The following is a 23,513-nucleotide window of genomic DNA, read 5'->3' as shown; positions in this document are numbered from 1 at the left end:
ATTCATGGAAGATAGCAAGAAGGGCTCCGGGATGACCGCCGAGAAGAGCAAGGCGCTGGCGGCCGCACTCGCGCAGATCGAGAAGCAGTTCGGCAAAGGATCGATCATGCGGATGGGCGACGGCGAAGCGGCCGAAGACATCCAGGTCGTCTCCACGGGCTCGCTGGGTCTCGACATCGCGCTCGGCGTCGGCGGCTTGCCGCGCGGCCGGGTGGTCGAGATCTACGGTCCGGAATCGTCGGGTAAAACCACGCTCACGCTGCAGGTCATCGCCGAACTGCAGAAGCTGGGCGGCACGGCAGCCTTTATCGACGCCGAGCACGCGCTCGACGTCCAATACGCGTCGAAGCTTGGTGTGAACGTGCCGGAGCTGCTGATTTCGCAGCCGGACACCGGCGAGCAGGCGCTCGAAATTACCGATGCACTGGTGCGCTCGGGCTCGATCGACATGATCGTCATCGACTCGGTCGCGGCGCTCGTGCCGAAGGCGGAAATCGAAGGCGAGATGGGCGATTCGCTGCCGGGCCTGCAGGCTCGCCTGATGTCGCAGGCGCTGCGCAAGCTGACGGGGACGATCAAGCGCACGAACTGCCTCGTGATCTTCATCAACCAGATCCGGATGAAGATCGGCGTGATGTTCGGCAACCCGGAAACCACGACGGGTGGCAACGCGCTGAAATTCTATGCGTCGGTGCGTCTCGATATCCGCCGGATCGGCTCGATCAAGAAAAACGACGAGGTGATCGGCAACGAAACCCGCGTGAAGGTCGTCAAGAACAAGGTGTCGCCGCCGTTCCGCGAAGCGATCTTCGACATCCTGTACGGCGAAGGCATTTCGCGTCAGGGCGAGATCATCGATCTCGGCGTGCAGGCGAAGATCGTCGACAAGGCTGGCGCCTGGTATAGCTACAACGGCGAGAAGATCGGTCAGGGCAAGGACAACGCGCGTGAATTCCTGCGCGAGAATCCGGAAATCGCCCGTGAGATCGAAAACCGCATTCGTGAATCGCTCGGTGTCGTCGCAATGCCGGATGGCGCAGGCAACGAAGCCGAGGCGATGGACGAAGAAGAGTGATGGTCGGGCGCCGAGGTCAGGCTGGCGAACCGGAGCAGAGCGACGCGCCCGAAACGGCGGGTCGCTCCGGCCGGCGAACCGGGTCCTCGGGCGCCAACCGGCGGGTCGCGGGCAGTCAGGCCGCGACCCGCACCGCGACGAGGGCATCCGACGATGCCCTCGTTTCGTTTGAGATTGCCGCGCCGGTCGATCCGTTCGACGACGACGAATCGTTCGACGCGCACGACCGGTCGCGCCGTCGCGTATCCGGCGTAAGTTTCCCGGGTGAGCGCGCAGCCAGTTCTGCGGCGCCGGTTGCGGAAGACGTCTATACGCGCAGCAGTCAGCATCCCCGCCGCACGCGCCGCGCGTCCGGTGCGTCTTCCGGCGACGAGGCGGGTGCGAGCGAGCGCAAGCCGTCGAAGCCGCCGCGTTCGCTGAAGGGCCGCGCACTTGGCTATTTGTCCCGGCGCGAGTACAGCCGGGCCGAACTCGCACGCAAGCTTGCGCCGTACGTCGGCGAGGACGAATCGGTCGAACCGGTGCTCGATGCGCTGGAGCAGGACGGTTGGTTGTCCGATGCGCGCTTTGCCGAGAGCCTCGTGCATCGCCGCGCATCGCGTGTCGGGGTCGCGCGCATCGTCAGCGAACTGAAGCGCCATGCGGTCGGCGACAGTCTCGTCGAGGAAGTGAATGCACAATTGCGCGAGACCGAATTGACGCGCGCGCAGGCCGTCTGGCGCAAGAAATTCGGTGCACTGCCGCAAACGCCGGCCGAGCGCGCGAAACAGGCGCGCTTTCTTGCTGCGCGCGGCTTCTCGAGCGCGACCATCGTGAAGTTGCTGAAAATCGGCGACGATTTTTTGAGCGACGACTGACCGGTTCGGTCGCGCGCGCGGCGCGCGATTTTGCTGCAATGCAACCATCGATGGACAGCGGGGAATACCCGCCGTTGCGGCAGACTGCCTCAAATACCCAATATGCTAAAATCCACGGGTTTTCCTCTTCGGCCTCAACCTCCAGCATGCCGCTATCCGAGCCCGTGCCCCGTCAGTTGCGACATCGACGCGCAATCCGAGCGGAAGCTTACGAGCGCGGCGACGGCTTGTGGGACATCGAAGCCTGCCTGACCGACCACAAGCCGCGCGATGTCGCGCTTGCGTCGGGCATCCGGCCCCAAGGCCTGCCAATCCACGAACTCTGGCTGCGCGTGACTATCGATCGTGACCTCAATGTCGTCGACGCCGAGGCGTCTTCGGAATGGGTTCCCTATCCCGGTCACTGTCAATCCGCCCCTCCTGCTTATCGGGCCCTCATCGGGCTCAATCTCTTCCGCAATTTCCGCCGCAACGCGAACCGGCTGCTCGCCGGCGTCGCAGGCTGCTCCCATCTCACCGAACTGTGCGCCGTGCTGCCGACCGCAGCGATCCAGGCGTTCGCCGGTGACGTATGGAACGTGCGCGAAGAGGGCGGCGAAGGGCCGGATCACGACGCCGCGCACGCCGAACCGCCTTTCCAGCTCGGTCGCTGCCGGGCGTTGCGGTTCGACGGCGAGGTCGTGCGGCAGTACTACCCGCGCTGGTATGGCGCGGGCCGGCCGGACGCGCCCGGTGATGGCAGCACGAAGGAATGAACGGAAATCATTCGAAGAAGCGTCTTAAGCGACATTTCATCCAACTCTCAGACTGAAGGGAATCACGCATGAAGATTCACGAGTACCAGGGTAAGGAAATCCTGCGGAAATTCGGAGTCGCGGTACCGCGCGGCAAGCCGGCGTTCTCGGTTGACGAGGCCGTCAAGGTGGCAGAAGAGCTCGGCGGCCCGGTGTGGGTCGTGAAGGCTCAGATTCACGCGGGTGGCCGTGGCAAGGGCGGCGGCGTGAAGGTGGCGAAGTCGATCGAGCAGGTTCGCGAATACGCGAACCAGATCCTCGGCATGCAACTCGTTACGCACCAGACCGGTCCGGAAGGCCAGAAGGTCAACCGTCTGATGATCGAGGAAGGCGCGGACATCAAGCAGGAACTGTATGTCAGCCTCGTCGTCGATCGCATCTCGCAGAAGATCGTTCTGATGGGTTCGAGCGAAGGCGGCATGGACATCGAGGAAGTCGCCGAAAAGCACCCGGAACTGATCCACAAGGTCATCGTCGAGCCGTCGACCGGCCTGCTCGACGCGCAAGCCGACGACCTCGCCGCGAAGATCGGCGTGCCGGCTGCTTCGATCCCGCAAGCGCGCGCGATCCTGCAAGGCCTGTACAAGGCATTCTGGGAAACCGACGCGTCGCTGGCTGAAATCAACCCGCTGAACGTTTCCGGCGACGGCAAGGTCATCGCACTCGACGCGAAGTTCAACTTCGACTCGAACGCGCTGTTCCGCCACCCGGAAATCGTCGCGTACCGCGATCTGGACGAAGAAGATCCGGCTGAAATCGAAGCGTCGAAGTTCGACCTCGCATACATCTCGCTCGACGGCAACATCGGCTGTCTCGTGAACGGCGCAGGCCTCGCGATGGCGACGATGGACACGATCAAGCTGTTCGGCGGCGAGCCGGCGAACTTCCTGGACGTCGGCGGTGGCGCGACGACCGAGAAGGTCACGGAAGCGTTCAAGCTGATGCTGAAGAACCCGGATCTGAAGGCGATCCTCGTGAACATCTTCGGCGGCATCATGCGCTGCGACGTGATCGCCGAAGGCGTGATCGCCGGTTCGAAGGCCGTGAACCTGAACGTGCCGCTCGTCGTGCGCATGAAGGGCACGAACGAGGACCTCGGCAAGAAGATGCTGGCCGATTCGGGCTTGCCGATCATCTCGGCGGACAGCATGGAAGAGGCTGCGCAGAAGGTTGTCGCGGCTGCCGCAGGCAAGTAAAGAAGCGTGCCCGGACCTGGCGCTACGCGCCAGGCCCCCCGGGGGAGTCAAGAAAACTTGGGGCGGCCCGGCGTTTTCTTGGCGCGCTCAATGAATAGGTATGGCGGCGCGGTTTGCACGCGACGCCAATCGAACAGAGGTCAAAATACATGTCGATTCTGATCAACAAGGACACGAAGGTCATCACGCAGGGCATTACCGGCAAAACCGGTCAGTTCCATACGCGCGCCTGCCGTGAATACGCAAACGGCCGCGAAGCATTCGTCGCGGGCGTGAACCCGAAGAAGGCCGGCGAAGATTTCGAAGGCATTCCGATCTACGCAAGCGTCAAGGAAGCGAAGGAAGAAACCGGCGCAACCGTGTCGGTCATCTACGTTCCGCCGGCAGGCGCAGCGGCTGCGATCTGGGAAGCGGTCGAAGCTGACCTGGATCTCGCGATCTGCATCACGGAAGGCATTCCCGTCCGTGACATGATCGAAGTGAAGGACCGCATGCGTCGCGAAGGCCGCAAGACGCTGCTGCTCGGGCCGAACTGCCCGGGCACGATCACGCCGGACGAACTGAAGATCGGCATCATGCCGGGTCACATCCACCGCAAGGGCCGCATCGGCGTCGTGTCGCGTTCGGGCACGCTGACGTATGAAGCCGTTGCACAGCTGACGGCGCTGGGCCTCGGCCAGTCGTCGGCAGTCGGTATCGGCGGCGACCCGATCAACGGTCTGAAGCACATCGACGTGATGAAGATGTTCAACGACGATCCGGATACGGACGCAGTCGTGATGATCGGCGAAATCGGTGGTCCGGACGAAGCCAACGCTGCCGAGTGGATCAAGGACAACATGAAGAAGCCGGTCGTCGGCTTCATCGCGGGTGTCACGGCGCCTCCGGGCAAGCGCATGGGCCATGCCGGCGCGCTGATCTCGGGCGGTGCGGATACGGCCGAAGCGAAGCTGGAAATCATGGAAGCGTGCGGCATCACCGTCACGCGCAACCCGTCGGAAATGGGCCGTCTGCTGAAGAAGGCGCTGTAATTTCCGTCTGGTTCACCCCGCAGAAAACGCCGGCCATGCCGGCGTTTTTTGTTATGCTCGACGAAATGATTTTGTAAGGGCCTGGCATGCGCGATGCGTGTCTCGGCGATGAGCCGGGTCGCCTGTCCGACAGTCGTTGCCCCGCACCGGATACCGTTCATGCTTGAATTCCTGACGTCGCTGCACTGGGGCGCCGTGCTTCAGATCGTCATCATCGACATCCTGCTCGGCGGCGACAACGCGGTCGTGATCGCGCTCGCGTGCCGCAACCTGCCGGCCAGCCAGCGGCTGCGCGGCATCGTGTGGGGTACGGCCGGTGCGATCCTGCTGCGTGTCGTGCTGATCGCATTCGCGGTCGTGCTGCTCGACGTCCCGTTCCTGAAATTCGGCGGCGGCCTGCTGCTGCTGTGGATCGGCATCAAGCTGATGGTGCCGGACGCCGACGCGCACGATAACGTGAAGCCGGCCGACCGGCTGTGGGACGCGGTGAAGACGATCGTGATCGCCGATGCGGTGATGAGCCTCGACAACGTCGTCGCGATCGCGGGCGCCGCCGAACAGGCCGATCCGTCGCACCGGCTTGTGCTCGTGATCTTCGGGCTCGTCGTCAGCGTGCCGATCATCGTATGGGGCAGCACGCTGGTGCTGAAGCTGCTCGACCGCTTTCCGATCGTCGTCGCGTTCGGCGCCGGGTTGCTTGGCTGGATCGCGGGCGGGCTGATCGTGCACGACCCGGTGGCCGATCGCTGGCCCGTCCTCGATACGCCGGCCGCGATCTACGGCGCGAGTGTCGCCGGCGCATTGCTCGTCGTGGTGGCCGGTTACGCCCTCAGACGCCGTCGCGGTGTCCCGCACGCGCACTGACGTTGGCCATCCGGCCGAGTGCCGGATTCGCAGCCCGCTGGCTACGATCGAAACGCCTGCCTGAACCGGCAGGCGTTTTTCGTTTCCGGAGCCTGTCATGTTCGAAGTCTTTTCCGTTTCCCTGTTTCGTCGCATTGCCGCCGATCTGCGGCGCACCCGTCGGACGGTGCCGCGCTGGCGGCCGGCCGGCTTCACGCTGATCGAACTGATGATCGTGCTCGCGATCGTCGGCGTGATCGCGGCCTATGCGATTCCCGCGTACCAGGATTATCTGGCGCGCTCGCGCGTCGGCGAAGGGCTCGCGCTCGCGTCGTCCGCGCGGCTCGCGGTCGCCGACAACGCCGCGAGCGGCGCGAGCCTGAACGGCGGCTACAGCCCACCAGCCGCCACCCGCAACGTCGAATCCGTCGTCATCGACGGCGAGACGGGCCAGATCACGGTGGCATTCACGACGCGCGTCGCCGCGGCCGGCGTGAATACGCTGGTGCTGGTGCCGTCCGCGCCCGACAAGGCTGATACGCCGACCGCGCGCGTGCCGCTTAAAAAGGGTGCGATGCAGGCCGGCGCGATTGCATGGGAGTGTTTTGCCGCAGGGAAGGACGCGTCGTCGCTGCCGGCGCCGGGCGCCGGCCCGTTGCCTGCGGAGGCGGCAACGTTGCCCGCGAAATATGCGCCGGCGGAGTGCCGCGCGTAGCATCGGCGGTGACGCGGGCCAGCGCAGCCCGGCCGGCATGGTGCGGCCTTTGCCGCTCCTGCCGGCTGCGCCGGTCGTGTGTCCGTCGTGCCATGGCGCTACAGGCCCGCACAGAGCAGGGAAAGTTTTGTATAGTGCGCCGGTTGCTGACATCCGGTTTGCTCATGCCCACTACTTTTTCCCGTTCGTTGCCGCTCGTTGCGCTGGCTGTCGCCCTGATCGTGCCGTACGCGATCACGAATCACACGTATCCGATCCCGACCTTCTATTCAGAGTTTGCCGCACTGGTGCTGTATATGCTGGTGGGCGTCTCCGTCGTGCTGCTCGCGGGCACGGGCCGCCCGGCCCAGCCGTTTGCCGCGCCGACCGCTTTCGTCGCGCCGCTCGGGTTTGCGGCGGTGCTGATCGCGCAGGTCGCGCTGATGCCGCTGAAGGTGCCGTCGATGAACTGGCTGGCGGTCGGCTATCTCGCCGCGGCGCTGGTCGCGATGCAGGCCGGCTATATGCTCGCGCGCGAGAGACTCGCGGAAGCCGTCGCGCGGATGATGGCCGGCGCGCTGTTGATCGGCGGGGTGTTCGCCGTCGCCAGCCAGATCGTGCAGTTGTTCCATCTCGAGTCCGTGGTGGCACCGTTCGTCGTCTCGTACAACATCACGATCGATCGCCGCCCGTACGGCAACATGGCGCAGGCGAACCACCTGGCGACCTACATCGCGTTCGCGCTCGCGGGTGCGCTGTACCTGGTGCAGACGCGCCGTCTCGCCGTCTGGGCGTGGCTCGCGCTGTCGGTCGTACTGTCGGTCGGCCTCGCGCTGACCGTGTCGCGCGGGCCGTGGCTGCAGGTCGCGGTGATGGTGGTCGCGGGTTTCTGGATGGCGTGGCTCGAATCGCGCCGCGAGCCGGGCAATCGGCGCGCATGGCTGATGCCGGTCGTGCTCGCGGTGGCTTTCGTCGTGGTGAACGTCGCGGTGCGCTGGGCCAACGTGCATTTTCATCTGGGGCTTGCCGAGTCGGCGGCCGACCGGATGCGTGACGCCGGACAAATCGCGCCGCGCCTCGCGCTGTGGAAGTACGGTCTCGCGATGTTCCGCGAGCATCCGCTGCTCGGCGTCGGCTGGGGCGAGTTCCCGTCGTACCAGTTCGCGCTCGTGCGCGCGCTTGGCGGCGTCGAGATCGCGAACAACTCGCACGACATCTTCATCGACCTGCTGGCGAAGTCCGGGGTCGTCGGCCTCGGCGTGCTCGTCGTCGCGCTCGTGACGTGGTTCGTGCGCGCGGTGCGCGCGCCGCAGTCGAGCACGCGCGTGTTCGGCCTCGCGCTGATCGGCGTCCTGCTGATGCATGCGCTCGTCGAGTACCCGCAGCAATACATGTTCTTCCTGCTGCCCGCGATGTTCGTGATCGGTCTGCTCGAAGTGAAGCCGCTGCGGATCCTGCCGGGCCGCGCGGCGTTCGGGCTGTTCGCGGTGCTGTCGGTCGGCGGCGTGCTGGCGGCGGTGCCGATTCTGCGCGACTACCAGCGTGCGGAAGTGCTGTATTACGGCAACAATCCGGCCGCGCAGTACCGCGCCGCGCCGTCGCTGCTGTTCGGCGCGTGGGGCGACTACGGAGCGGCGACGCTGCTGCCCGTTTCGCCGGACGACCTGCCGCTCAAGCTTGCCGCTCACGAGCGTGCGATCGCACTGCTGCCAGGCGAGACGGTGCTGCGCCGCTATGCAGTGCTGCAGGCGATGGCCGGTCGCGAAGCCGATGCGCTCGACACGGTCGCGCGCCTGCACGTATTCGCGAAGGAGCTGAAGGACTGGCCGCAGCAACTCGCGTCGCTGTACAAGCTGTGCGATCAGCAGCCGTCGTTGAAGGCGTTCAAGGCTGACGTCGTCGCGAAGTACGGGGAAGTGCCGCCCGACGCGGACGACGACGACTCGGACGACGATTCCGACTGAAGCAGGTCGGTGCCGGGCGGGGCATCGCGGCGTGTTTCGTATCGCGATGCAGCAGGGGAGCGGTGATGCGCCGGCGCAATGCGGCGATTGCTTCCCATCGCGAATGGATGCGGGTAGAAACTGGCCTGATTCGCGTCAACCATTGTCAAATCGCCGCCAGGTACGGGGCGGTGCGTGCACAATGCGCGAAAAGCGGTCGCGTGCATGGTTGCCCGTTGCGGGTCGCCGACGCGCAAGCAGCCCCGGGACATATCAGGGGAACCCGCCAAGCAGGATCGCGACCGATGCAACCATCGGTCGTGCGGCCGTAACGGGGCGCCGGTCCGATGGCCGCGGCGCAGGGCGATGCATGCGATGCGGCCAGGTGCGGCCCGCCGGCGCGGCATTCGTCCGCAACAGTGCTGAAGAACGATATTCGACCATGGCTCTCCGCTCTACCTACCTGATCCTGCCTGCCGTCGCGGTGCTGTTTTCCGGCTGCGCGATGCTGTCGTCGTCGCAGGAAAGCAAGCTCACCTGTCACATCCCGCGTGCCGTCTATCCGGATACCGCGAAGCCGCTCACGCGCCCGGTTACGGTGCTGGTGCGCGCGCTGATGACGACGTCGGGCGAGGCGCAGAACGTCACCGTGACGACGAGTAGCCGCAATGCGGCGGCCGACCGCGCCGCCGTCGATGCGATGACGCATGCGACCTGCGTGCAGACCGGCGCTACCGCGAATCCGTTCCTGCTGACCCAACCGTTCGTATTCGAACCGCGACACACCGATTGATGCGAGGGCGGTGCGGACAATCAGGCCGCACCGCCCTTGTTTCGAATGCACCTCAGTGCTGCGGCATCAGGTTCGCACCGTGACACGTCGGCTCGGCTGCATTGCGCAGCCAGAGCATCGTGAATCCGTTGTGTTCCTGGCGGATCAGCGCGTAGCGCCGCGCGACCGTGTTTCCGTCCTTGCCCGTCAGGTCCAGTTCGACCTGGAAGCGGTCCTTGCTGTCCGAGCAACCGCGCACCGGGCCGTATGCGAAACCGATATCGGGCGCGTTGCTTTCCGCGTTGAACGCCTTGCGGGCTTTCAGCGCTGCCACGGAGCCAGCGGGCTCGCTCCATTCGCGCGCGAGCGCGTCGTTCACCTTGAGCCATTCGTCGACGAAATCGCGTCCGTTGACCGCGGCGGGCTGCACGCGTAGCACCGTGTCGCCGTCGACGCGATAGCGGAAGATGCCCGGCCGTGTCATCACTTCGCTGTCGAGCGAGCCGACCGTCGTGCGTATTTCGAAACCGTCCGGGCGTACCTTGAAGCGGATCGCGTCGTCGTCGAGCACGTAGCCGTGTTCCGTATGGAACAGCGTGCGTTGTGCGGCCGAGCCGCTCGCCGGGGCGACCACGTCCGCGCCGAAGCGGCTCCAGCGCGACGAGCACCACGGCGTGCCGTGGACGACCGCGACCTGCCCGCCGGGCAATGTGCCGAACCAGAAGCCGCCGCCATAGGCGCCGCCGATGTCCTTGTAGTCGTCGGCTTGCCAGCGCAGCACGCGCCGCCAGCCGCCGTTTTCCCATGCATAGCCCGTGAGCAGGTTGTCGTCGCCGCACGCGATGTCGAAGCCGGCACGCACGAAGAGCAGCGGGCGAGACGTGCCGTTGCGTTCGACGTCGACGTCCGGGTTGCGGCCGAACGCCGATTCATCGTTTTTCGGCTGGGCTGGCCGGGCTGGAACGCCAAGCGTGGCTGCCAGCGTGCGTTTCAGCGTGGCGGGTTCGACGTGTTCGTCGCTGCACGCGAGCCGCGCGTCGATCGCGCCGACGAGCGCCTGCTTGTACGCACGGATCGCGTCGCGTAGCGGCGGCGAGACGTCGACGGTGCCGCCGCCGTCGCCTTGCGGATTACGCACCTGCTGGACGTGGTGCTGTGCGTCCAGCGCCGCGCGTGCGGCGTCGGCGGCGGCGGGGCATGGGCTGGCGGCGAACGCGGCGGCCGGTGTGGTGCAGGCGATGGCGAGCGCGAGTGTCGCGCGGTTCAGCATGTTTTTCATCGAAGTCTTTTGTCGTTCTTTTCCTGGTTCATCACGCGGGCGGCCGGACACCGAAGCGGAATCGAAACCCGGCGATGAGCGGAGGATTCGACCGGGGTCGCCTGTCAGCCGGCGCGGCACGATACTTCGCCGTGTCCGGCACGCCCTGCGTGCGATCAGAAGGTCCGCTTCTTCAGCGTGAATGCGTGCAGCCAGACAGCGTGTTGGTCGGTGCGTCGAAGTAGCCGCCTTGTGCGACCTTGTCGGTCGCTTGATCCTGCGACTTGCCGGCGACGTGTGCATCGGCCGGCACGTCGATCGCCTGCCACGTGGTTCTGCCGTCCGCCATACGCGAGGCCCCCAGCCGATCGTGTAGCCGCGCTGCGGATCGAGGAAGAGCAATTGGCCGATGTTCTGGCTTGCGGGCCATTGCGGCTGCGACCACGTTTGGCCGCCGTTGAGCGACTTCCACAGCTTCGTCGTTTGCGGCGCATTTCCTCCGCGTGCCTCGGGGGCGTTGTAGTTCATCCATGATGTGCTGAGGAACTGAACGGACCAGTCCGGCGAATACCACCACCCGGCATTCTGGCCGACCTGCCGGAACTGGCGCTTCATCCCGCCGTCGATCGTTCCACGGAAGAAGCCGATCGTCATGCGGTTCAGCAGTTCGCCGGTGTCGTTCATCCATGCTTCGGTCGGCTCGGGCCGCTGCGGTTCGTTCGATTCCGCCGTGGGCTTGAACGTCACCTCGGGATTGGCGAGCTTGACGCTCATCACGTCGTTGCCCTTGATGCGGAAGCGACCGCCGCCATACGGCGTGTCGTTCCGCATGAAGTGGGTCAAAACCGTTTCCCAGCCCGTCGCCATGCTGACGTACCCGTACGTTCCAATGGCCAGGGCAACGAGACCTCCGGCGATCCACGTCCAGCGCTTGTGTTTTTGCATGTCACTTTTTCAGCAAGCGACCCAGTGCGCGGCTGACTTCGTCGGGCCGGCCGGTCAGCCGGCGGCATCCTCCGCCTTCCAGTCCCCCGACTTCCCGCCGCGCTTCTCCCGCACGCTCACGTCGGTGATCACCATCCCGCGATCGACCGCCTTGCACATGTCGTACACGGTCAACAAGCCGACCTGCACGGCCTTTTAAATCAAAGGCTTACTGATAACGACTTATTCGATCTTGTCCCACCCGGTTGATAATGTGGGACAGCAGTGGGACGGATTTGGGACAACAACCGGACCGCACTGTGCCGCAAGTTTACGCGATTGGCCCGTTCGGGCGGAAGCACATGTACATGTCGCAGCACGACAGGATGTTCCGGACGCATCATTCGGTGCGTCGTTGGACGCGCGCCGTGGCATTCCGACGTGTTCTACTGGGCTGACCGCACTGACTAGCCTTGATGGTCAGATTCGCGCAGGGAACGTCGCGTTCCATGGCGTGAAGGTTGTGGCAGTCGATTCGGCTGATGCCGGAACGTCCAGCCTTGTGTCCGTGCGTCTTGATATGCCAGCCGCCGACTTCAAGGTCAAGTTCCCGGATTTCGCGAAGACGATCAAATTGCCAAAGAGTAAGGCTTGCCCGGACGGCGGTAAGAGGTCGCTTTCCGATCAGTCGATGACCGGTGCCAAGGGCGCGACAATCGAGTGCAACTGCTTCACCGGTGGAGATTGACGTAAGCGGGCCGAGGTGATGTTGATGCAAATGTCGTCTCGGCTGTCTCCGGAGTCGATCCTTTGAAGTATTCTTAGTAAGTTACCACTGGCGCAAATCACAACTACACGGGGAAGGGCATGACGGAAAAACAAACAGCCAACCTTACGGCTGAGTTACCCAAAGCATCGGCGCATCTTGAATCAATGCTTGTCGATGGTGAAAAGGTACAGGCGAGCACCATCCAGCGGCGGCTATTTGCCTTGACGCATCGGCGCTCCTTAGTGGCTGCGACATCCGGCGACTCATCGGCATGACGCGCGGCCTGATAGGAGGTTTTACACCGATTGATCTTCGCTGGCAGGACATCAAGACCGCACATATACAGGCTGGCATCTTCGGCAGTACGCTGACGGTTACGGCTCTTTCTCAGCCAGATTTAGCCAGTGGTGGCGCAATTCGGGGATTCAAGTTTTCGGGGCTGCGGAAAGATGAAGCGCAAGCCGTCTACCGAATTTGCCAAGCGCAGGAGCAGGCGTGGCGCGAAAAGCGCCGACAGCGTGAACTTGAAGAGTTAAGGGCCAAGTCTGGTGGTTTTCAGGGGGGCTTCGGTGATGGTGCGACTGTCAGCAACGAAAGCCCGACCGAGCGGCTTCAGAAGGCAAAGGCCATGCTCGATCAGGGCCTTATCAGCGATTCTGAGTACGAGACAATCAAAGCTCGGGTTATCAGTCAGTTTTGAGATGACATTGACCGCCGTTCGTCGGCGGTTTTTCATATTCGACTACTGATTGCCGTGCCGGGACGACATTCAACAGATGCGATTTCGGGGGATACCACCCGGACTGATATCGAACAAGAGAGCGGATTGACGAAAATTTTCCGCGAATCCGACATCACCGTCGAAGCCCGCGACGCCCGCCTTCGCGATAGTGGCGTAGTTCCCTACAGCGTGCAGCCGGACTGCTCCGATTGCGAACGGAGCAGGGCATTGGGTATCGCATCTCCCTCATCAACGACCGGAAGTTCATCCGGGTCGGCACATATCTTCCGCTGAACCGGCAGGCACCCATCGACTTGAAGCACGAGCTGGCGAAGCGCCTCAACGAAGATGTGCTTCTCCCGGTCTTCACCATCGACCCAGACGAAGACCTGACGGTAGCCTATGTCTTGCCGTACATGAACGGACTGATTTCGGGCAACTTTGTTGCCGTCGTGAACCGGTTCGCGGCACTGCTGGAATTCATCGTTCAGACGTACAACGGCGACGGACTGATTGATTTCGGTGCGCTAAGTGGTGGGTTGGCGACGCGACATTAGTTGGATGCTTGCACGGGGATGAAATAAATTAGAAGGCTAAAATAAATTAAAATGAAAGAAATGGCGCACCTTCACCGATGTGGGTACGTCGTCTGACGAAGATTCGCATCAATGATCGTCAAATTCTCGCTGCGCAAACGTACAACTGTCATGATTTCGCCTTGTTCCGGATAAAATCGTCTGAGCGATGATTGTCGCTACGACGGACCGTCTGTTATCTCAGAATCGTGACGGTCGAACCTGAGAGACAAGGACAAGAACAGATGGCATTCGGACCGACAGATTCGGGAAGTTTGAGATACAGCGACATCTTCGACGCGATTAACCGTGGCCTCATGCAGCATGGCCGTTTGCTGACGCTGCGCACCCCGCTGGGCGAGAACGTGCTCACGCCCGTTCGCGCGAACGGCTGGTCGAAGATCGGCCGTGATTATCGTTGGACTGTTGATGCAGTATCCATGCGCGACGACATCGAATTGCTCGCGCTGATGCATCAGCAGGTGTCGTTGTTGATTCAGCAATCGACAACACGCTATGCCGACGCGGAGTATCGTCCGATTCACGGCTTCGTGCATCAGATCAGGCGATTGGGGGCCGATGGTGCACTTTCGCTTTACCAGATCGAGTTCGCGTCCGCCCTGTTCTTCTTGGGCGAAGGTCGTGACGATCATTACTGGCTGGATTCGAACGCTGTCCAGAGCATCAGCACTGTCTTCGACAAATACCCTCAGTTGCGCGGGCACTACCGATTCAATCTCAGCAGCCAGCCAAGTACGCGCACATACACGCGACAGAGCGAATCGGATTTGAATTTCGTTCAACGTCTGCTGGAAGACGAAGGATGGTACTTTTATTGGGAGCATGCCCCAGTCAAGGATAACGAACCACCCAAGACCACACTGGTGATCGTGGACAGCATTTCGGCGTTGCCGGAAGCGCACGATGTCACGTATTCCCGAAGCAATACGGGCGATGAAATCGATGGCTTGACGCAGTGGGTGATGCAGCAGACTGCACAGCCAATGGAGTTCAAGTCCACCTCGTTCGATCAGGATCGACCGGGTACCAGCTTCGCGGCGAGTAGTCTGATGGAGGCGACGACATACACGGTCCAGCATTACCGGGACAAGGAAACCCTCAGCGTTCCGGGTGTACCTGCGACGGTGTATGAACCGACGACCTTGGGTTACCCGGACTCCGACAGCGGCGGCCACCGTGCGCGGATTCGGACGCAGGCATGGGACGCGATGGCCCGTCGCTTTATCGGCGTTGGCGGAGTGCGTTGGCTTGATGCCGGGTCGAGGTTCGTGCTGAACGATCATCCGCGCCACGATGACCGTGATCCGAAGGACCGGGAGTTTCTGGCGGTCGAGATGCACTGGTTCATCCTAAACAATGTACCGTTCGCGCGTCAGTCGGAAGCATTTCCGTTCAGCCTGCAATCGGAGTTCGACCGTGTTCAGGCGGAATACGAGCAGGCGTCCGTGTCTCGTCCTCATGCCGATGACGGTTCGGTAGGTCTCTTCTTGATGAAGCTGGAAGCCCAGCGCGCGGATGTCGTGTACCGTAGCCCGCTTGAACACAAGAAGCCGGTGATGCAGCTTGAACACCTACTTGTCGGCGCACCAAATGATGAGGAAGCGTGGACGAACAAGAACAACGAGATTCGTGGCCGGTTCGCATGGGACCGGCAGAGTAAGCCGGACGAGTACAACACGTCGCCGTGGATGCGCGTCATGCAGGGCGACACCGGTGACGGCTACGGTGCGGTCCACGTTCCCCGCAAAGGTGAATGGGTGGCAGTCGGGTACTGGCAGGGGGACTGTGATCGTCCCTTCGTGATGGGCCGGTTGCCCGGTGGGACCACTCAGCAGCCGTGGCATTCGGATGTACTGAAGTCGGGCCAGCAGTCGCGCGGTTTCGGCAATACCGGTGCATACAACGCCCTGATCCACGACGATTCCACGCATCAAGGTGGCCAGCGGCTGACGAGCTATACCGGGGGCACCTATCACCTATTCCATCAGGGATACCTGATTGACCAGACGGGCAATACGCGTGGTGGTTATCGCGGGATTGGTTACAAACTCCATACTGATGCGTTCGGTGCGATGCGAGCGAATCAGGGGATGGCGATCAGCACGCAGCACAAGTCGCCGGACGCCGAACAATTGGACGTGCGAGAGGCAAGCCAGCAATTGTCGCGTGCGGGGAATTTGGTCGATTCGTTATCGGAAGCCAGCAAGGGGCATCAGGCAGCGGACCTCAAGTCAGGTCACGACGCGTTGAAGCACTTCGCGGACGTTTTGGAATTGCCGCAGACACCCGAGGCCAAGGGTGGTCGCACGGCGGGCGGCGGCACGGGCACCGCGAACGCTTTCAAGGAACCGGTGATGCTGCTGGATAGCCCAGCAGGAATTGCGGCGTCAACGCAGCAATCGGTGCATCTTGCGGCAGACCAACTCATCAATCTCGTTAGCGGCCAGACCACTACTGTTGCGTCGGGACAGTCGCTGATCGTCGCGGCCCTAAACCTGATCAGTATCTTTGCGCAGAACGGTGGTATGAAGGCCATCGCTGGCAAGGGTGACATCGATATTCAGGCGCATGCCGGCGTGATCGATCTGGCGGCTCAGTTGGCGTTGCACATTCGGTCCGTGACAGACGTTATCGAGGTTGCGTCCGGCAAAGAAATCCGCATTCTTTGCGGCGGGGCAATCATCCAGATCAGTCAGGACGGCAGCATCAATATCCACTCACCAGGCAAGATCGACTTCAAGGCGGCGAGCTATTCGTTTGCTGGTCCCGCACGGGTTGATATCACGAATCCGGCGTTCAAGGATTCGCCGGTCCAGAAGCTGTCGCTGAACATGTTCGCGTCGCCTTCGGCGAAGAATGCTGCCCCGGTTGGCATGCCATATAAACTCTATGCGGACGGCGCGCTGGTCAAGCAGGGAGTATTCGACGAGACCGGCCAGTTGCCTATCGATCATCATGTGGCGACACAGAAGTACACACTCGAACTGGCGAACGGCGTTAAGCATGAGATCCCAGTGCCCGGCGACTATCGCGATGCCGCTAACGGTGCCCTCGCGAATCAGGGCTTCCAATTTCACGAAAGTAGCAGTGCGCCGGACATCACTCCGCCCGGCGACCGGGCGTTGCACCGGACACGCTACAGCGAGCTACTGAACCCGGCAACCGGAGACGAAGCATGACTGCCAAGACGATCACGACGCCGATGGCACTCAATCGCACTTCAAGTGCATCGGTGTGTTCACCGTGGTTTGTGGACACGACGGATGAGGGGAAGCCCGTCGAATTTCATCCGGTCACGTGTTCCTACCAACCTCTCGTAAACGGTCAGGAGGCGTTTGGTGCTGTCTACGATGCCATCATGGCGGCACGGTACAGCGTTGATATTATCTGCTGGGGCTTCCAGCCGTCGATGTATTTCAAGCGTGGGGATGGCGGAGCGTCGCTCAATATCGGAGACCTGCTACTCAAGAAGGGATTGGAAGGCGTTCGGGTCAGGCTTTTGTGTTGGGCGGACTCTCTGAATGTTGCTCAGGTCACGGAGAATTCGACTCCGGGATTCAACTGGCTTCGAAACCGCGTCTTGCAGAATGAGAATGATGCGGAGCGGGAATATGACCGTGCTTGGTATTTGACCGCGCGAGCAGTGCCGCCGTCCCCGTTCCGGGAAGAACAGGCGAACAAGCAAGCAGCCGATCTACGCGCGAAGCATGCTGTCGGCCTGCCGCCCCCTGAGCCGTCCAAGAAGACCGTAGCCTTGCAGGGGCTGCCGTGTATCGAAGTAGCAACGCGAGATTTTTCGTTGGGGGATCGCGCGGAAATCATCTACCGTGAATCGCGGTTTCGCGAAGACAAGAACCTGAACGAGGAAGCCGTCACGTTTGGTTTCGGCACCGAACCTTCGCACCATCAGAAGATGGTGCTCGTAGACTACGAAGCACCCGAACATGCCGTCGGTTTCGTCATGGGGCATAACACGCTGGATGCATACTGGGACGATGATAAGCATTCGTTTGCCCGGATGCATCCTCGCTTCGGGCGCAACGGTGCGACACCGCGACAGGATATGTCGGCGCTCGTCACCGGGTCGATCCTCGAACATCTGAATGTCAACTTCTGCAATGCATGGAAGCGCAGCACGAATGTCGATTTGTTGCCGGCCCGACGAGCACTCGCATCACGACTTCCGTTGCGAAAGGACAAGGGTACGCCGGTCATGGCGCAAATCCTGCGCACGCAATCGCAGGAAGGGCGCCGTGACATCCGTGCGATGTACAAGCAGGCAACGGACAATGCGTGCCGCTACATCTACATCGAGAATCAGTATTTCCGCTGGCCGCCGCTGGTGGATCACATCAAGACGGCGATCAACCGCCAGACATCTGGTGGGCGCGATATTGGTAAGCATGGGCCGCTGTATCTGTTCGTGGTGACGAATTCCAGCGATGATGCATTGGATCACGGGCAGGTATCGACGTACCGGATGATGGAGTCGCTGGGGCACGCAGACACGATGCCGAACGTGACAAGGTTAGAGCGAAACGATGTGTATCAGCAGCAGCGACGTAATCTTGTAGCCAGCATTGACGGTACTGACAGCAACGCGCAGTTGATCCAGACTTATGGAACAGGTTCGACGGCTGACATCGCAAAAGCCTTGGACAAGAACGAGGCGCACAAGAAGGATTTGCAGAAGCAACTCAATGACGTTAATGCCAAGATTGCTGATAATAACAAGGGTCAAATCATACCGGGCGACATTCCGGGGCTGAAGACACTGATCTGTACTCTGGTTGCACCGGATTCCCCGGCGGGAAAATGGATGGACACTTATGTACACAGCAAGATCATGGTCATCGACGATGTGTTCTTGACGCATGGTTCGGCAAACATCAATACGCGAAGTATGGAGGTCGATAGCGAGTTGAATATCTGTCACGAACACGGCGATGTGACCAAGGCACTTCGGAAGCGACTGTGGGCAATTCATACGAGGCTTGAGTCCGCAAACTCTCAGGGCGGGAGCGGCGATACCAATAGAGCGCGTGCGATAGGCGATGACATGGGTGTTGCATACGACACTTGGAAAATGATTCTTACGAGCAACCAGAAGCTTCAAAATTCGAAGAAACAATCACCAACTGCTTCAATCGTCAACTTCAAGACTGCCACGACCACACGAAGCGGGCTCGACTAATCATGCGTAGAGTTCCTATCGCCCTGTTCATTTTGTGCCTGTTGACCGCATGTTCGAAGAACGAAAGTGCTATGAATCCGTTGCCCGACGTTAGCGCAGTGCGCCTGAATCTCGCCTTCACTTGTGTGCATGAAGCCGATCATCTACCGCCGCTTGATCCCGAAGCAGATAAGTTGTTCCAGTACGCCCGGTTCCTTGAGAAGAAAGAAGGGGCCAAGGACTTCAACGATGTCGCTCGGTACTACCGTATCGCGGCCGCATTCGGTCACTATAAGGCCAATCATAATCTGCAAATTTTGATCTCGTCGGGAATGGCGTCTTCTCCCGATCCAGAGAAAGAAAGCGTTGATCTTGCCGAGCAGCTTATCAAAGCCGGTGTGCCAGGCGGCTACTACGATATCGGTCACTATCTTTTGAATGGGTACGGCGTTCAAAAAGACGACGACGCGGCCCAGAGATACATACGGAAAGCTGCGGACTTGGGTAATGCGGATGCACAGTATTACGTTGGCAACTTGCTTGACCCTGCTGATGCCGCGCCAGACATTGCCCTCAAAATGTTTCAGTGTGCAGCCGATCAGGGGCACGCAGAGGCCGCAAACTATCTCGGAGTCAGCTTCCAAACCGATAAAAAGTTAGTTGCGGCTGCGAAAGCATTTCAGACAAGTGTCACGGCAGGAAGTAGTCAGTCGGCTCTATTGCTTGAGGAAGCGTTTGATGTAAGTGGCGGAAAAGACCCGCTAACCAATCTCGGGGTCCATGCAGACGCTGAACGCAGTCGCCGATATGCGCTTGTCGGCAAGTTTCTGCGTGCCAATGATGGGCGGAATCCCAAGGTTCCGGACATCGACAAGATCGTGCCGCTTCCGCCCGCAAAACTTCCGCCGTGGGATGGAACATTCCAGTGGCAGAAGGAACAGGACGCTGCTGTTCCGCCGCAGAAGCCAACGAACGAAGTTGTCGATCAGATGGCGAAGGCGAAGCACCTCGACCCAGCAACGGGGTTGCCCTTGGCAAATCCAGCAGAGAAGACTTCTCAAGAGGACCAGCCTGCGAACATTTCAGCGCGCCTTCCGTTGGGGACAGTCGCGCACACCGGCCAGCAGTGCCCGGAAGATGGGGTATGGTGCGCGAAATTGGATGCCGGTCAGGTCGGCGATGCGAAACGCAGGTTTCTAAAGGGCGACTCGTTGCCGTCCGTCGTCGTGCATGAACCACGACGGCTTGCGGTTCTCGACAGCATGATGGGTACGCGGCAGCACATGGCACCCGTTGCATGGGAACTTGTCGCATACCTTGATCAGGCTTGATCTGATTCCACGCCGGAAAGACTATAGGCGGATGGCCCCTTTTGTAACCGACAGGAAGATCGCTCTACGTGAACCAACCTAATGAAGCGAAGAGGCGTGCGCACCCGGTGACGTTGATAGGGTTTGGTTGGTTGTTGTTCGTCCTTGGACTGCCTTGCTGGGCACTTGCGAGCAGTGCGCTTCAGGTATTCGCACCGTATGCCGACTGGCCCAAGATGGCGGGAATGATCGCCGTGCCAGTGCCGTTGCTATTTGTTGCCGCTTGGAAATACGACAGTGAGTACACGGGAGAAATCGGTCCTCTTCTGGTGGGCTGGTGTGTGGGCGTTGGAATGGCGCGACTCGCTTATTTAATCGGAGGCTTGGCCCCGCATGGATGATTGCTTGGCAAAGATCACGCCTTTGTACTCGTTCGTTTCGGGATGTGACTTGGGCAACGACAAATGACCCGATATATGATCCTCGACGGCGATCACACGACCGTGGCCGGAACGGTCCGGGCAAGGGCAACGCCGTTTGAACTTGATGGCAAGCACATCGCACATGAAGAGGACGATGTGTTTTGCCCGGTGTGTAAAACGATTGGCAAGATTCAGTGCGACGGCCCACGGTTGCCGATGACAGGACCAGACGGTCGGCGTGTGGCACTGAGTGATGACCTTTGTATCTGCAAGTGTGTCCCGCCGCCGAAGCTCATCCCGTCTCAGCAGGTCATGTCGGTTGACGCGTGATGATGTCTCGGTGCGCCCCTGCTTTGGGGTTCCGGACTCGCTGGACGGCGATATAAGGCAACGCAGCGGCTAATCGCTGCGTTGCGGGCCAAATCAGTTGCTTCAGGCCGGGCCACCGACCGGCGTAGCCCAATCAGCGAATGCAGCAAGGAAGCGCGGAAGGTCATCGAATGTGTCGAGGCTCACTTGCCAGCCATACGCGGTTTCGGTCGCCCCACGGTTCAGCCGCTTCGGAAACCGCGACATGTTCGAATGGAAACGATGTTCGTGGCCGACCGATGCAACTCCCGGCAATGCCATCACCTCGTCAGGCATCAGGCCGGGATGCACCACCAGCTTGACGCGATTCATCCTTGATGTGGTTTTGACCAAGTAGATGATCTGACCGTTAGGGGCCGCGAATTCGGCCACTTTCGATGTCTGGTTCGTCAGCCTGTATCCCGCCTTCTGGACTTCAGCAAGGATGGCGGCGACTTCGTCGTTCGCCGTGCCGCACGTCGCGATGTCATGGACCTTGGTCGTTGCCGGTTTCAACTGTGCAGACGACGGCACGTTGGGCGTCGGCATTGCTGTCTCTTGATCGCGCCGTGCTGATGGCTTCGGCGCAGTTCGACCAAGCAGCGAAGCCGTAGCGACATGCATCTGCTTATAGGCGCGGTCAAGCCAGTCAGTCCGACGCAAGACCGGATTCTTGGCGTCAAGTTCTCCCTTGGTGACTTCTCGAAGGTAGTAGCGCGTTGTGCTGCCGCCCGCACCGGACGGATGGCAGAACGCCCCCGAGACCTGCTTGCGTTGGAGTGCGCCGTGATGGACGCACCAGTCCAATGCGGCCTCAGGGCAAGGGCCAAGGCCGACAAACAGTGTGTCCGATGCCATTTCCCGCACTGATGGGACGAAGCAGTCACGGAAGCATTCGCTGAGAAGAGGTGATGCCATGACTTCATCGAAGCTCCCCGCGAACATTTTTCCGGCCTTGAAGGCAGCGTGCGGCACTACCGATGTCGATTGCAGGAGGTCGGCGTGCGAACTCCAAAGCGATTCAACATCCTCGATTCCAAGTAGTCGTTCGAACTCGAAGTGCCGCAGCATTTTCAACAGGTTCGGTCGCATCGATGGACCGCCGAAGGCTCCGACCTTCTTGATTTCACGGAGAATCATGTCCGTCGGGTGCCTGTGTCGAAGCAGTTCCTGCGCCTTGCCATACGACAGTTCAAGCTGCGTATTGCCGGGAGTAATTCCGACGATCACCAACTTTGCTTCCCGGTTGACGTACTCGAAGGGTGTGTACCGAAGCTCGTAGACGCCTGATTTTCCGAGACTGAATTGTGGTGCGGTTACCCCGTCCGCACCAAGACGCATCAGATCATTCGAGAAACGTTGAAACAGTTCGCGCTCCATCCCATGTCCCTAGTATTTTTCAGCGGGAGGCAGGTTAGCAACCCGACGTGGGAGATGAAAGAGAAATTTTCGGTATTCTTGTCGCGCCGCTTGCAGGGTGACTGCGATGAAGGAATGGCCTGTTCCATCGTTCGATGACGAGATTTCGCTCTGGCGGCGTCATGAACTCCATCAAGGCCCATCAGACGATTGGAATGCAGTCTGCAAAGTCGATATGCAACTGTCGGACGGGCTGCATGTTCTCCGGGTCGCCGGAAAGCACGGACGCTAACTGAGCGGCGATGCAAGTAAGCCCGTTGGAGTTTTTCAGGACATCGATTGTCAGTTGTGGCGGATAGCCGCTGACAGTCCTTGCGAGAGGATGAAGCCCGCCATGTGTGTAGCTGTTCAGGGCTTTCCAAGCAACATCACGATAATTCTTCACTTGTTCAAGCAGGGATGTCGGTGCATCGCTGGTGTCCAGTTCCTTTAGCATGTCGGCCAGCATCCGCCCATCGTTCGCTCTCCGTGCATTCTCTTCAGTCAGGGGGACACTGAGTCTTGCCACCCGATTCTCGGATGCCGCGTACAGCAACCAGATTCCTCGAACCAGAGATTCGTACTGCGGGCGAAGTAGCGCGAATCCGGATGCATGAAGCCCGCTGGTAATGAGCATCAACGCACCCATCGAGTGTTCGATTGATAGGAGTCCGGCTTGGAAGGAGACGGCGAACCGTTCGCCCTCTACCGGAACAAGGCTGCCAATATGCGCCGCGACCGCGCGGTGGAACTGAACCGTTTGATCGAGCGTAGCGGATAACCGATCTTCGTTCATGGTCAGCATGGATGGAATGGCGGCGTGTGGTGCTAAGTGGCGACCTTTGTCTCTGCATGACGTCCCGCGGCAATCCCCCCGTTTTGCACGGGGTTCAGAAATAGAAACTAAGCGGCCATGGCCAACCGCTGCTTTGGCGTAAATCCGCCCAGGGCCATGTTCGGGCGGTCATGATTGTAAGTCCACATCCAATCGGTCGCGAAGCGCTGCACGTGGTCCAAGTCTTCCCAGTGGTACTGCGACAGCCATTCGTACCGTACGGTCCGGTTGAATCGTTCGACATACGCATTCTGCTGCGGCTTGCCCGGCTGGATGTAGTCGAGCCTGATGCCGTACTGTCGGGCCCATTCGATGATCGCCGCGCTCAGGTACTCGGGCCCGTTATCGCACCGAATCGCTTTTGGCCTGCCGCGCCAACCAATGATCTGCCGCAGCGCACGGATCACGCGTTCCGACGGCAATGAGAAGTCGATCTCGATGCCGAGTGCCTCGCGGTTGAAGTCGTCGATCACGTTAAACAGCCGGATGCTACGTCCGTCGGCAAGTTGGTCGTGCATGAAGTCCATCGACCAGACCTGATTGACGGCAGACGG

The 23,513-nt window shown here is 60.9% G+C and carries 22 protein-coding genes and 1 pseudogene; 17 read left to right on the top strand and 6 right to left on the bottom strand.

The features are described from left to right. Positions 1 to 4 precede the first annotated feature (4 nt). The 9 genes from recA (at position 5) to DIE13_RS20885 (ending at position 9,226) form a co-directional block, all read left to right on the top strand. A complete protein-coding gene (gene recA, locus DIE13_RS20925) occupies positions 5 to 1,075 on the top strand; it encodes a recombinase RecA (protein ID WP_124828881.1) in 1,071 nt (356 codons plus the stop codon). Then, on the top strand, positions 1,075 to 1,932 hold the full coding sequence (gene recX / locus DIE13_RS20920; protein ID WP_124828879.1) for a recombination regulator RecX: 858 nt from the start codon (positions 1,075 to 1,077) through the stop codon (positions 1,930 to 1,932). Before recA ends, recX begins: the two co-directional genes overlap by 1 nt. A gap of 146 nt (positions 1,933 to 2,078) precedes the next feature. Then, positions 2,079 to 2,687 (top strand): DUF2889 domain-containing protein, encoded by a 609-nt coding sequence (locus tag DIE13_RS20915; RefSeq protein ID WP_124829091.1) that lies wholly within the window; start codon positions 2,079 to 2,081, stop codon positions 2,685 to 2,687. Between the two features lie 68 nt (positions 2,688 to 2,755). Continuing rightward, on the top strand, positions 2,756 to 3,922 hold the full coding sequence (gene sucC, locus DIE13_RS20910; RefSeq protein WP_006755512.1) for an ADP-forming succinate--CoA ligase subunit beta: 1,167 nt from the start codon (positions 2,756 to 2,758) through the stop codon (positions 3,920 to 3,922). Positions 3,923 to 4,071: 149 nt separating this feature from the next. Beyond that, positions 4,072 to 4,953, top strand: coding sequence for a succinate--CoA ligase subunit alpha (gene sucD / locus DIE13_RS20905; protein WP_072442724.1), 882 nt, complete (start codon positions 4,072 to 4,074; stop codon positions 4,951 to 4,953). 159 nt (positions 4,954 to 5,112) lie between these two features. Next, the gene (locus DIE13_RS20900) at positions 5,113 to 5,817 is read left to right on the top strand and encodes a TerC family protein (protein ID WP_124828877.1); all 705 of its coding nucleotides are present in this window, start codon (positions 5,113 to 5,115) and stop codon (positions 5,815 to 5,817) included. 97 nt (positions 5,818 to 5,914) lie between these two features. Continuing rightward, on the top strand, positions 5,915 to 6,511 hold the full coding sequence (locus tag DIE13_RS20895) for a pilin (protein ID WP_124828875.1): 597 nt from the start codon (positions 5,915 to 5,917) through the stop codon (positions 6,509 to 6,511). 164 nt (positions 6,512 to 6,675) lie between these two features. After that, positions 6,676 to 8,454, top strand: a complete 1,779-nt coding sequence (locus tag DIE13_RS20890; RefSeq protein ID WP_124828873.1) for a PglL family O-oligosaccharyltransferase — start codon at positions 6,676 to 6,678, stop codon at positions 8,452 to 8,454. Between the two features lie 421 nt (positions 8,455 to 8,875). Next, positions 8,876 to 9,226 (top strand): TonB family protein, encoded by a 351-nt coding sequence (locus tag DIE13_RS20885; RefSeq protein WP_124828871.1) that lies wholly within the window; start codon positions 8,876 to 8,878, stop codon positions 9,224 to 9,226. Between the two features lie 52 nt (positions 9,227 to 9,278). Here DIE13_RS20885 and DIE13_RS20880 read toward each other — a convergent pair whose 3' ends face one another. The 3 genes and pseudogenes from DIE13_RS20880 to DIE13_RS20870 all read right to left on the bottom strand — a co-directional run. Next, complete coding sequence (locus tag DIE13_RS20880; protein ID WP_124828869.1) at positions 9,279 to 10,484, bottom strand: hypothetical protein; 1,206 nt, start codon at positions 10,482 to 10,484, stop codon at positions 9,279 to 9,281. Positions 10,485 to 10,656: 172 nt separating this feature from the next. Then, positions 10,657 to 10,812 carry a hypothetical protein gene (locus DIE13_RS33465; RefSeq protein WP_234745330.1) on the bottom strand — a complete coding sequence of 52 codons (156 nt, stop codon included), beginning with the start codon at positions 10,810 to 10,812 and terminating at the stop codon, positions 10,657 to 10,659. A gap of 650 nt (positions 10,813 to 11,462) precedes the next feature. Continuing rightward, positions 11,463 to 11,600 (bottom strand): annotated as a pseudogene (locus DIE13_RS20870) (cyclic pyranopterin monophosphate synthase MoaC); the annotation flags it as partial. Between the two features lie 202 nt (positions 11,601 to 11,802). Between DIE13_RS20870 and DIE13_RS20865 the strand changes: the two are divergent. From DIE13_RS20865 to DIE13_RS20835, 8 genes are all read left to right on the top strand, one after another. Further along, a complete protein-coding gene (locus tag DIE13_RS20865; RefSeq protein ID WP_124828868.1) occupies positions 11,803 to 12,135 on the top strand; it encodes a hypothetical protein in 333 nt (110 codons plus the stop codon). 119 nt (positions 12,136 to 12,254) lie between these two features. Further along, on the top strand, positions 12,255 to 12,431 hold the full coding sequence (locus DIE13_RS33155; protein ID WP_208446963.1) for a hypothetical protein: 177 nt from the start codon (positions 12,255 to 12,257) through the stop codon (positions 12,429 to 12,431). Beyond that, positions 12,428 to 12,856: an SHOCT domain-containing protein gene (locus DIE13_RS20860; RefSeq protein ID WP_208446964.1), complete on the top strand. Its 429-nt coding sequence runs from the start codon at positions 12,428 to 12,430 to the stop codon at positions 12,854 to 12,856. Before DIE13_RS33155 ends, DIE13_RS20860 begins: the two co-directional genes overlap by 4 nt. Positions 12,857 to 13,086: 230 nt before the next feature. Then, on the top strand, positions 13,087 to 13,434 hold the full coding sequence (locus tag DIE13_RS20855) for a hypothetical protein (RefSeq protein ID WP_124828865.1): 348 nt from the start codon (positions 13,087 to 13,089) through the stop codon (positions 13,432 to 13,434). A gap of 263 nt (positions 13,435 to 13,697) precedes the next feature. Then, positions 13,698 to 16,652: a type VI secretion system Vgr family protein gene (locus DIE13_RS20850; RefSeq protein ID WP_124828863.1), complete on the top strand. Its 2,955-nt coding sequence runs from the start codon at positions 13,698 to 13,700 to the stop codon at positions 16,650 to 16,652. Beyond that, positions 16,649 to 18,667, top strand: coding sequence for a phospholipase D-like domain-containing protein (locus DIE13_RS20845; protein ID WP_124828861.1), 2,019 nt, complete (start codon positions 16,649 to 16,651; stop codon positions 18,665 to 18,667). Before DIE13_RS20850 ends, DIE13_RS20845 begins: the two co-directional genes overlap by 4 nt. 2 nt (positions 18,668 to 18,669) lie before the next feature. Beyond that, positions 18,670 to 19,977: a sel1 repeat family protein gene (locus tag DIE13_RS20840; protein WP_221622215.1), complete on the top strand. Its 1,308-nt coding sequence runs from the start codon at positions 18,670 to 18,672 to the stop codon at positions 19,975 to 19,977. A 443-nt stretch (positions 19,978 to 20,420) separates the two neighbouring features. After that, positions 20,421 to 20,708: a PAAR domain-containing protein gene (locus tag DIE13_RS20835; protein ID WP_124828858.1), complete on the top strand. Its 288-nt coding sequence runs from the start codon at positions 20,421 to 20,423 to the stop codon at positions 20,706 to 20,708. 102 nt (positions 20,709 to 20,810) lie between these two features. On the opposite strand, the gene DIE13_RS20830 is transcribed toward DIE13_RS20835, so the two are convergent. From DIE13_RS20830 to DIE13_RS20820, 3 genes are all read right to left on the bottom strand, one after another. Then, positions 20,811 to 22,106 (bottom strand): hypothetical protein, encoded by a 1,296-nt coding sequence (locus DIE13_RS20830; RefSeq protein WP_124828857.1) that lies wholly within the window; start codon positions 22,104 to 22,106, stop codon positions 20,811 to 20,813. Positions 22,107 to 22,287: 181 nt separating this feature from the next. Next, positions 22,288 to 22,929, bottom strand: coding sequence for a DUF6988 family protein (locus DIE13_RS20825; RefSeq protein WP_244097729.1), 642 nt, complete (start codon positions 22,927 to 22,929; stop codon positions 22,288 to 22,290). A gap of 98 nt (positions 22,930 to 23,027) precedes the next feature. After that, positions 23,028 to 23,513, bottom strand: a 486-nt coding sequence (locus tag DIE13_RS20820) for an IS3 family transposase (protein ID WP_124828856.1), incomplete at its 5' end; no start/stop codon positions are given.

The organism is Burkholderia sp. Bp9016 (assembly GCF_003857765.1).
In the GTDB taxonomy this organism is placed as follows: Bacteria; Pseudomonadota; Gammaproteobacteria; order Burkholderiales; family Burkholderiaceae; genus Burkholderia.
The sequence above is the reverse complement of the archived record's forward strand: the minus strand, read 5'-3'. Positions and strand labels throughout refer to the sequence as shown.

Coding starts and splice junctions, on each gene's coding strand:
- recA (WP_124828881.1), top strand. CDS start 5: ATGGAAGATAGCAAGAAGGGCTCCGGGATGACCGCCGAGAAGAGCAAG.
- recX (WP_124828879.1), top strand. CDS start 1,075: ATGGTCGGGCGCCGAGGTCAGGCTGGCGAACCGGAGCAGAGCGACGCG.
- DIE13_RS20915 (WP_124829091.1), top strand. CDS start 2,079: ATGCCGCTATCCGAGCCCGTGCCCCGTCAGTTGCGACATCGACGCGCA.
- sucC (WP_006755512.1), top strand. CDS start 2,756: ATGAAGATTCACGAGTACCAGGGTAAGGAAATCCTGCGGAAATTCGGA.
- sucD (WP_072442724.1), top strand. CDS start 4,072: ATGTCGATTCTGATCAACAAGGACACGAAGGTCATCACGCAGGGCATT.
- DIE13_RS20900 (WP_124828877.1), top strand. CDS start 5,113: ATGCTTGAATTCCTGACGTCGCTGCACTGGGGCGCCGTGCTTCAGATC.
- DIE13_RS20895 (WP_124828875.1), top strand. CDS start 5,915: ATGTTCGAAGTCTTTTCCGTTTCCCTGTTTCGTCGCATTGCCGCCGAT.
- DIE13_RS20890 (WP_124828873.1), top strand. CDS start 6,676: ATGCCCACTACTTTTTCCCGTTCGTTGCCGCTCGTTGCGCTGGCTGTC.
- DIE13_RS20885 (WP_124828871.1), top strand. CDS start 8,876: ATGGCTCTCCGCTCTACCTACCTGATCCTGCCTGCCGTCGCGGTGCTG.
- DIE13_RS20880 (WP_124828869.1), bottom strand. CDS start 10,484: ATGAAAAACATGCTGAACCGCGCGACACTCGCGCTCGCCATCGCCTGC.
- DIE13_RS33465 (WP_234745330.1), bottom strand. CDS start 10,812: ATGGCGGACGGCAGAACCACGTGGCAGGCGATCGACGTGCCGGCCGAT.
- DIE13_RS33155 (WP_208446963.1), top strand. CDS start 12,255: ATGACGGAAAAACAAACAGCCAACCTTACGGCTGAGTTACCCAAAGCA.
- DIE13_RS20860 (WP_208446964.1), top strand. CDS start 12,428: ATGACGCGCGGCCTGATAGGAGGTTTTACACCGATTGATCTTCGCTGG.
- DIE13_RS20850 (WP_124828863.1), top strand. CDS start 13,698: ATGGCATTCGGACCGACAGATTCGGGAAGTTTGAGATACAGCGACATC.
- DIE13_RS20845 (WP_124828861.1), top strand. CDS start 16,649: ATGACTGCCAAGACGATCACGACGCCGATGGCACTCAATCGCACTTCA.
- DIE13_RS20840 (WP_221622215.1), top strand. CDS start 18,670: ATGCGTAGAGTTCCTATCGCCCTGTTCATTTTGTGCCTGTTGACCGCA.
- DIE13_RS20835 (WP_124828858.1), top strand. CDS start 20,421: ATGACCCGATATATGATCCTCGACGGCGATCACACGACCGTGGCCGGA.
- DIE13_RS20830 (WP_124828857.1), bottom strand. CDS start 22,106: ATGGAGCGCGAACTGTTTCAACGTTTCTCGAATGATCTGATGCGTCTT.
- DIE13_RS20825 (WP_244097729.1), bottom strand. CDS start 22,929: ATGCTGACCATGAACGAAGATCGGTTATCCGCTACGCTCGATCAAACG.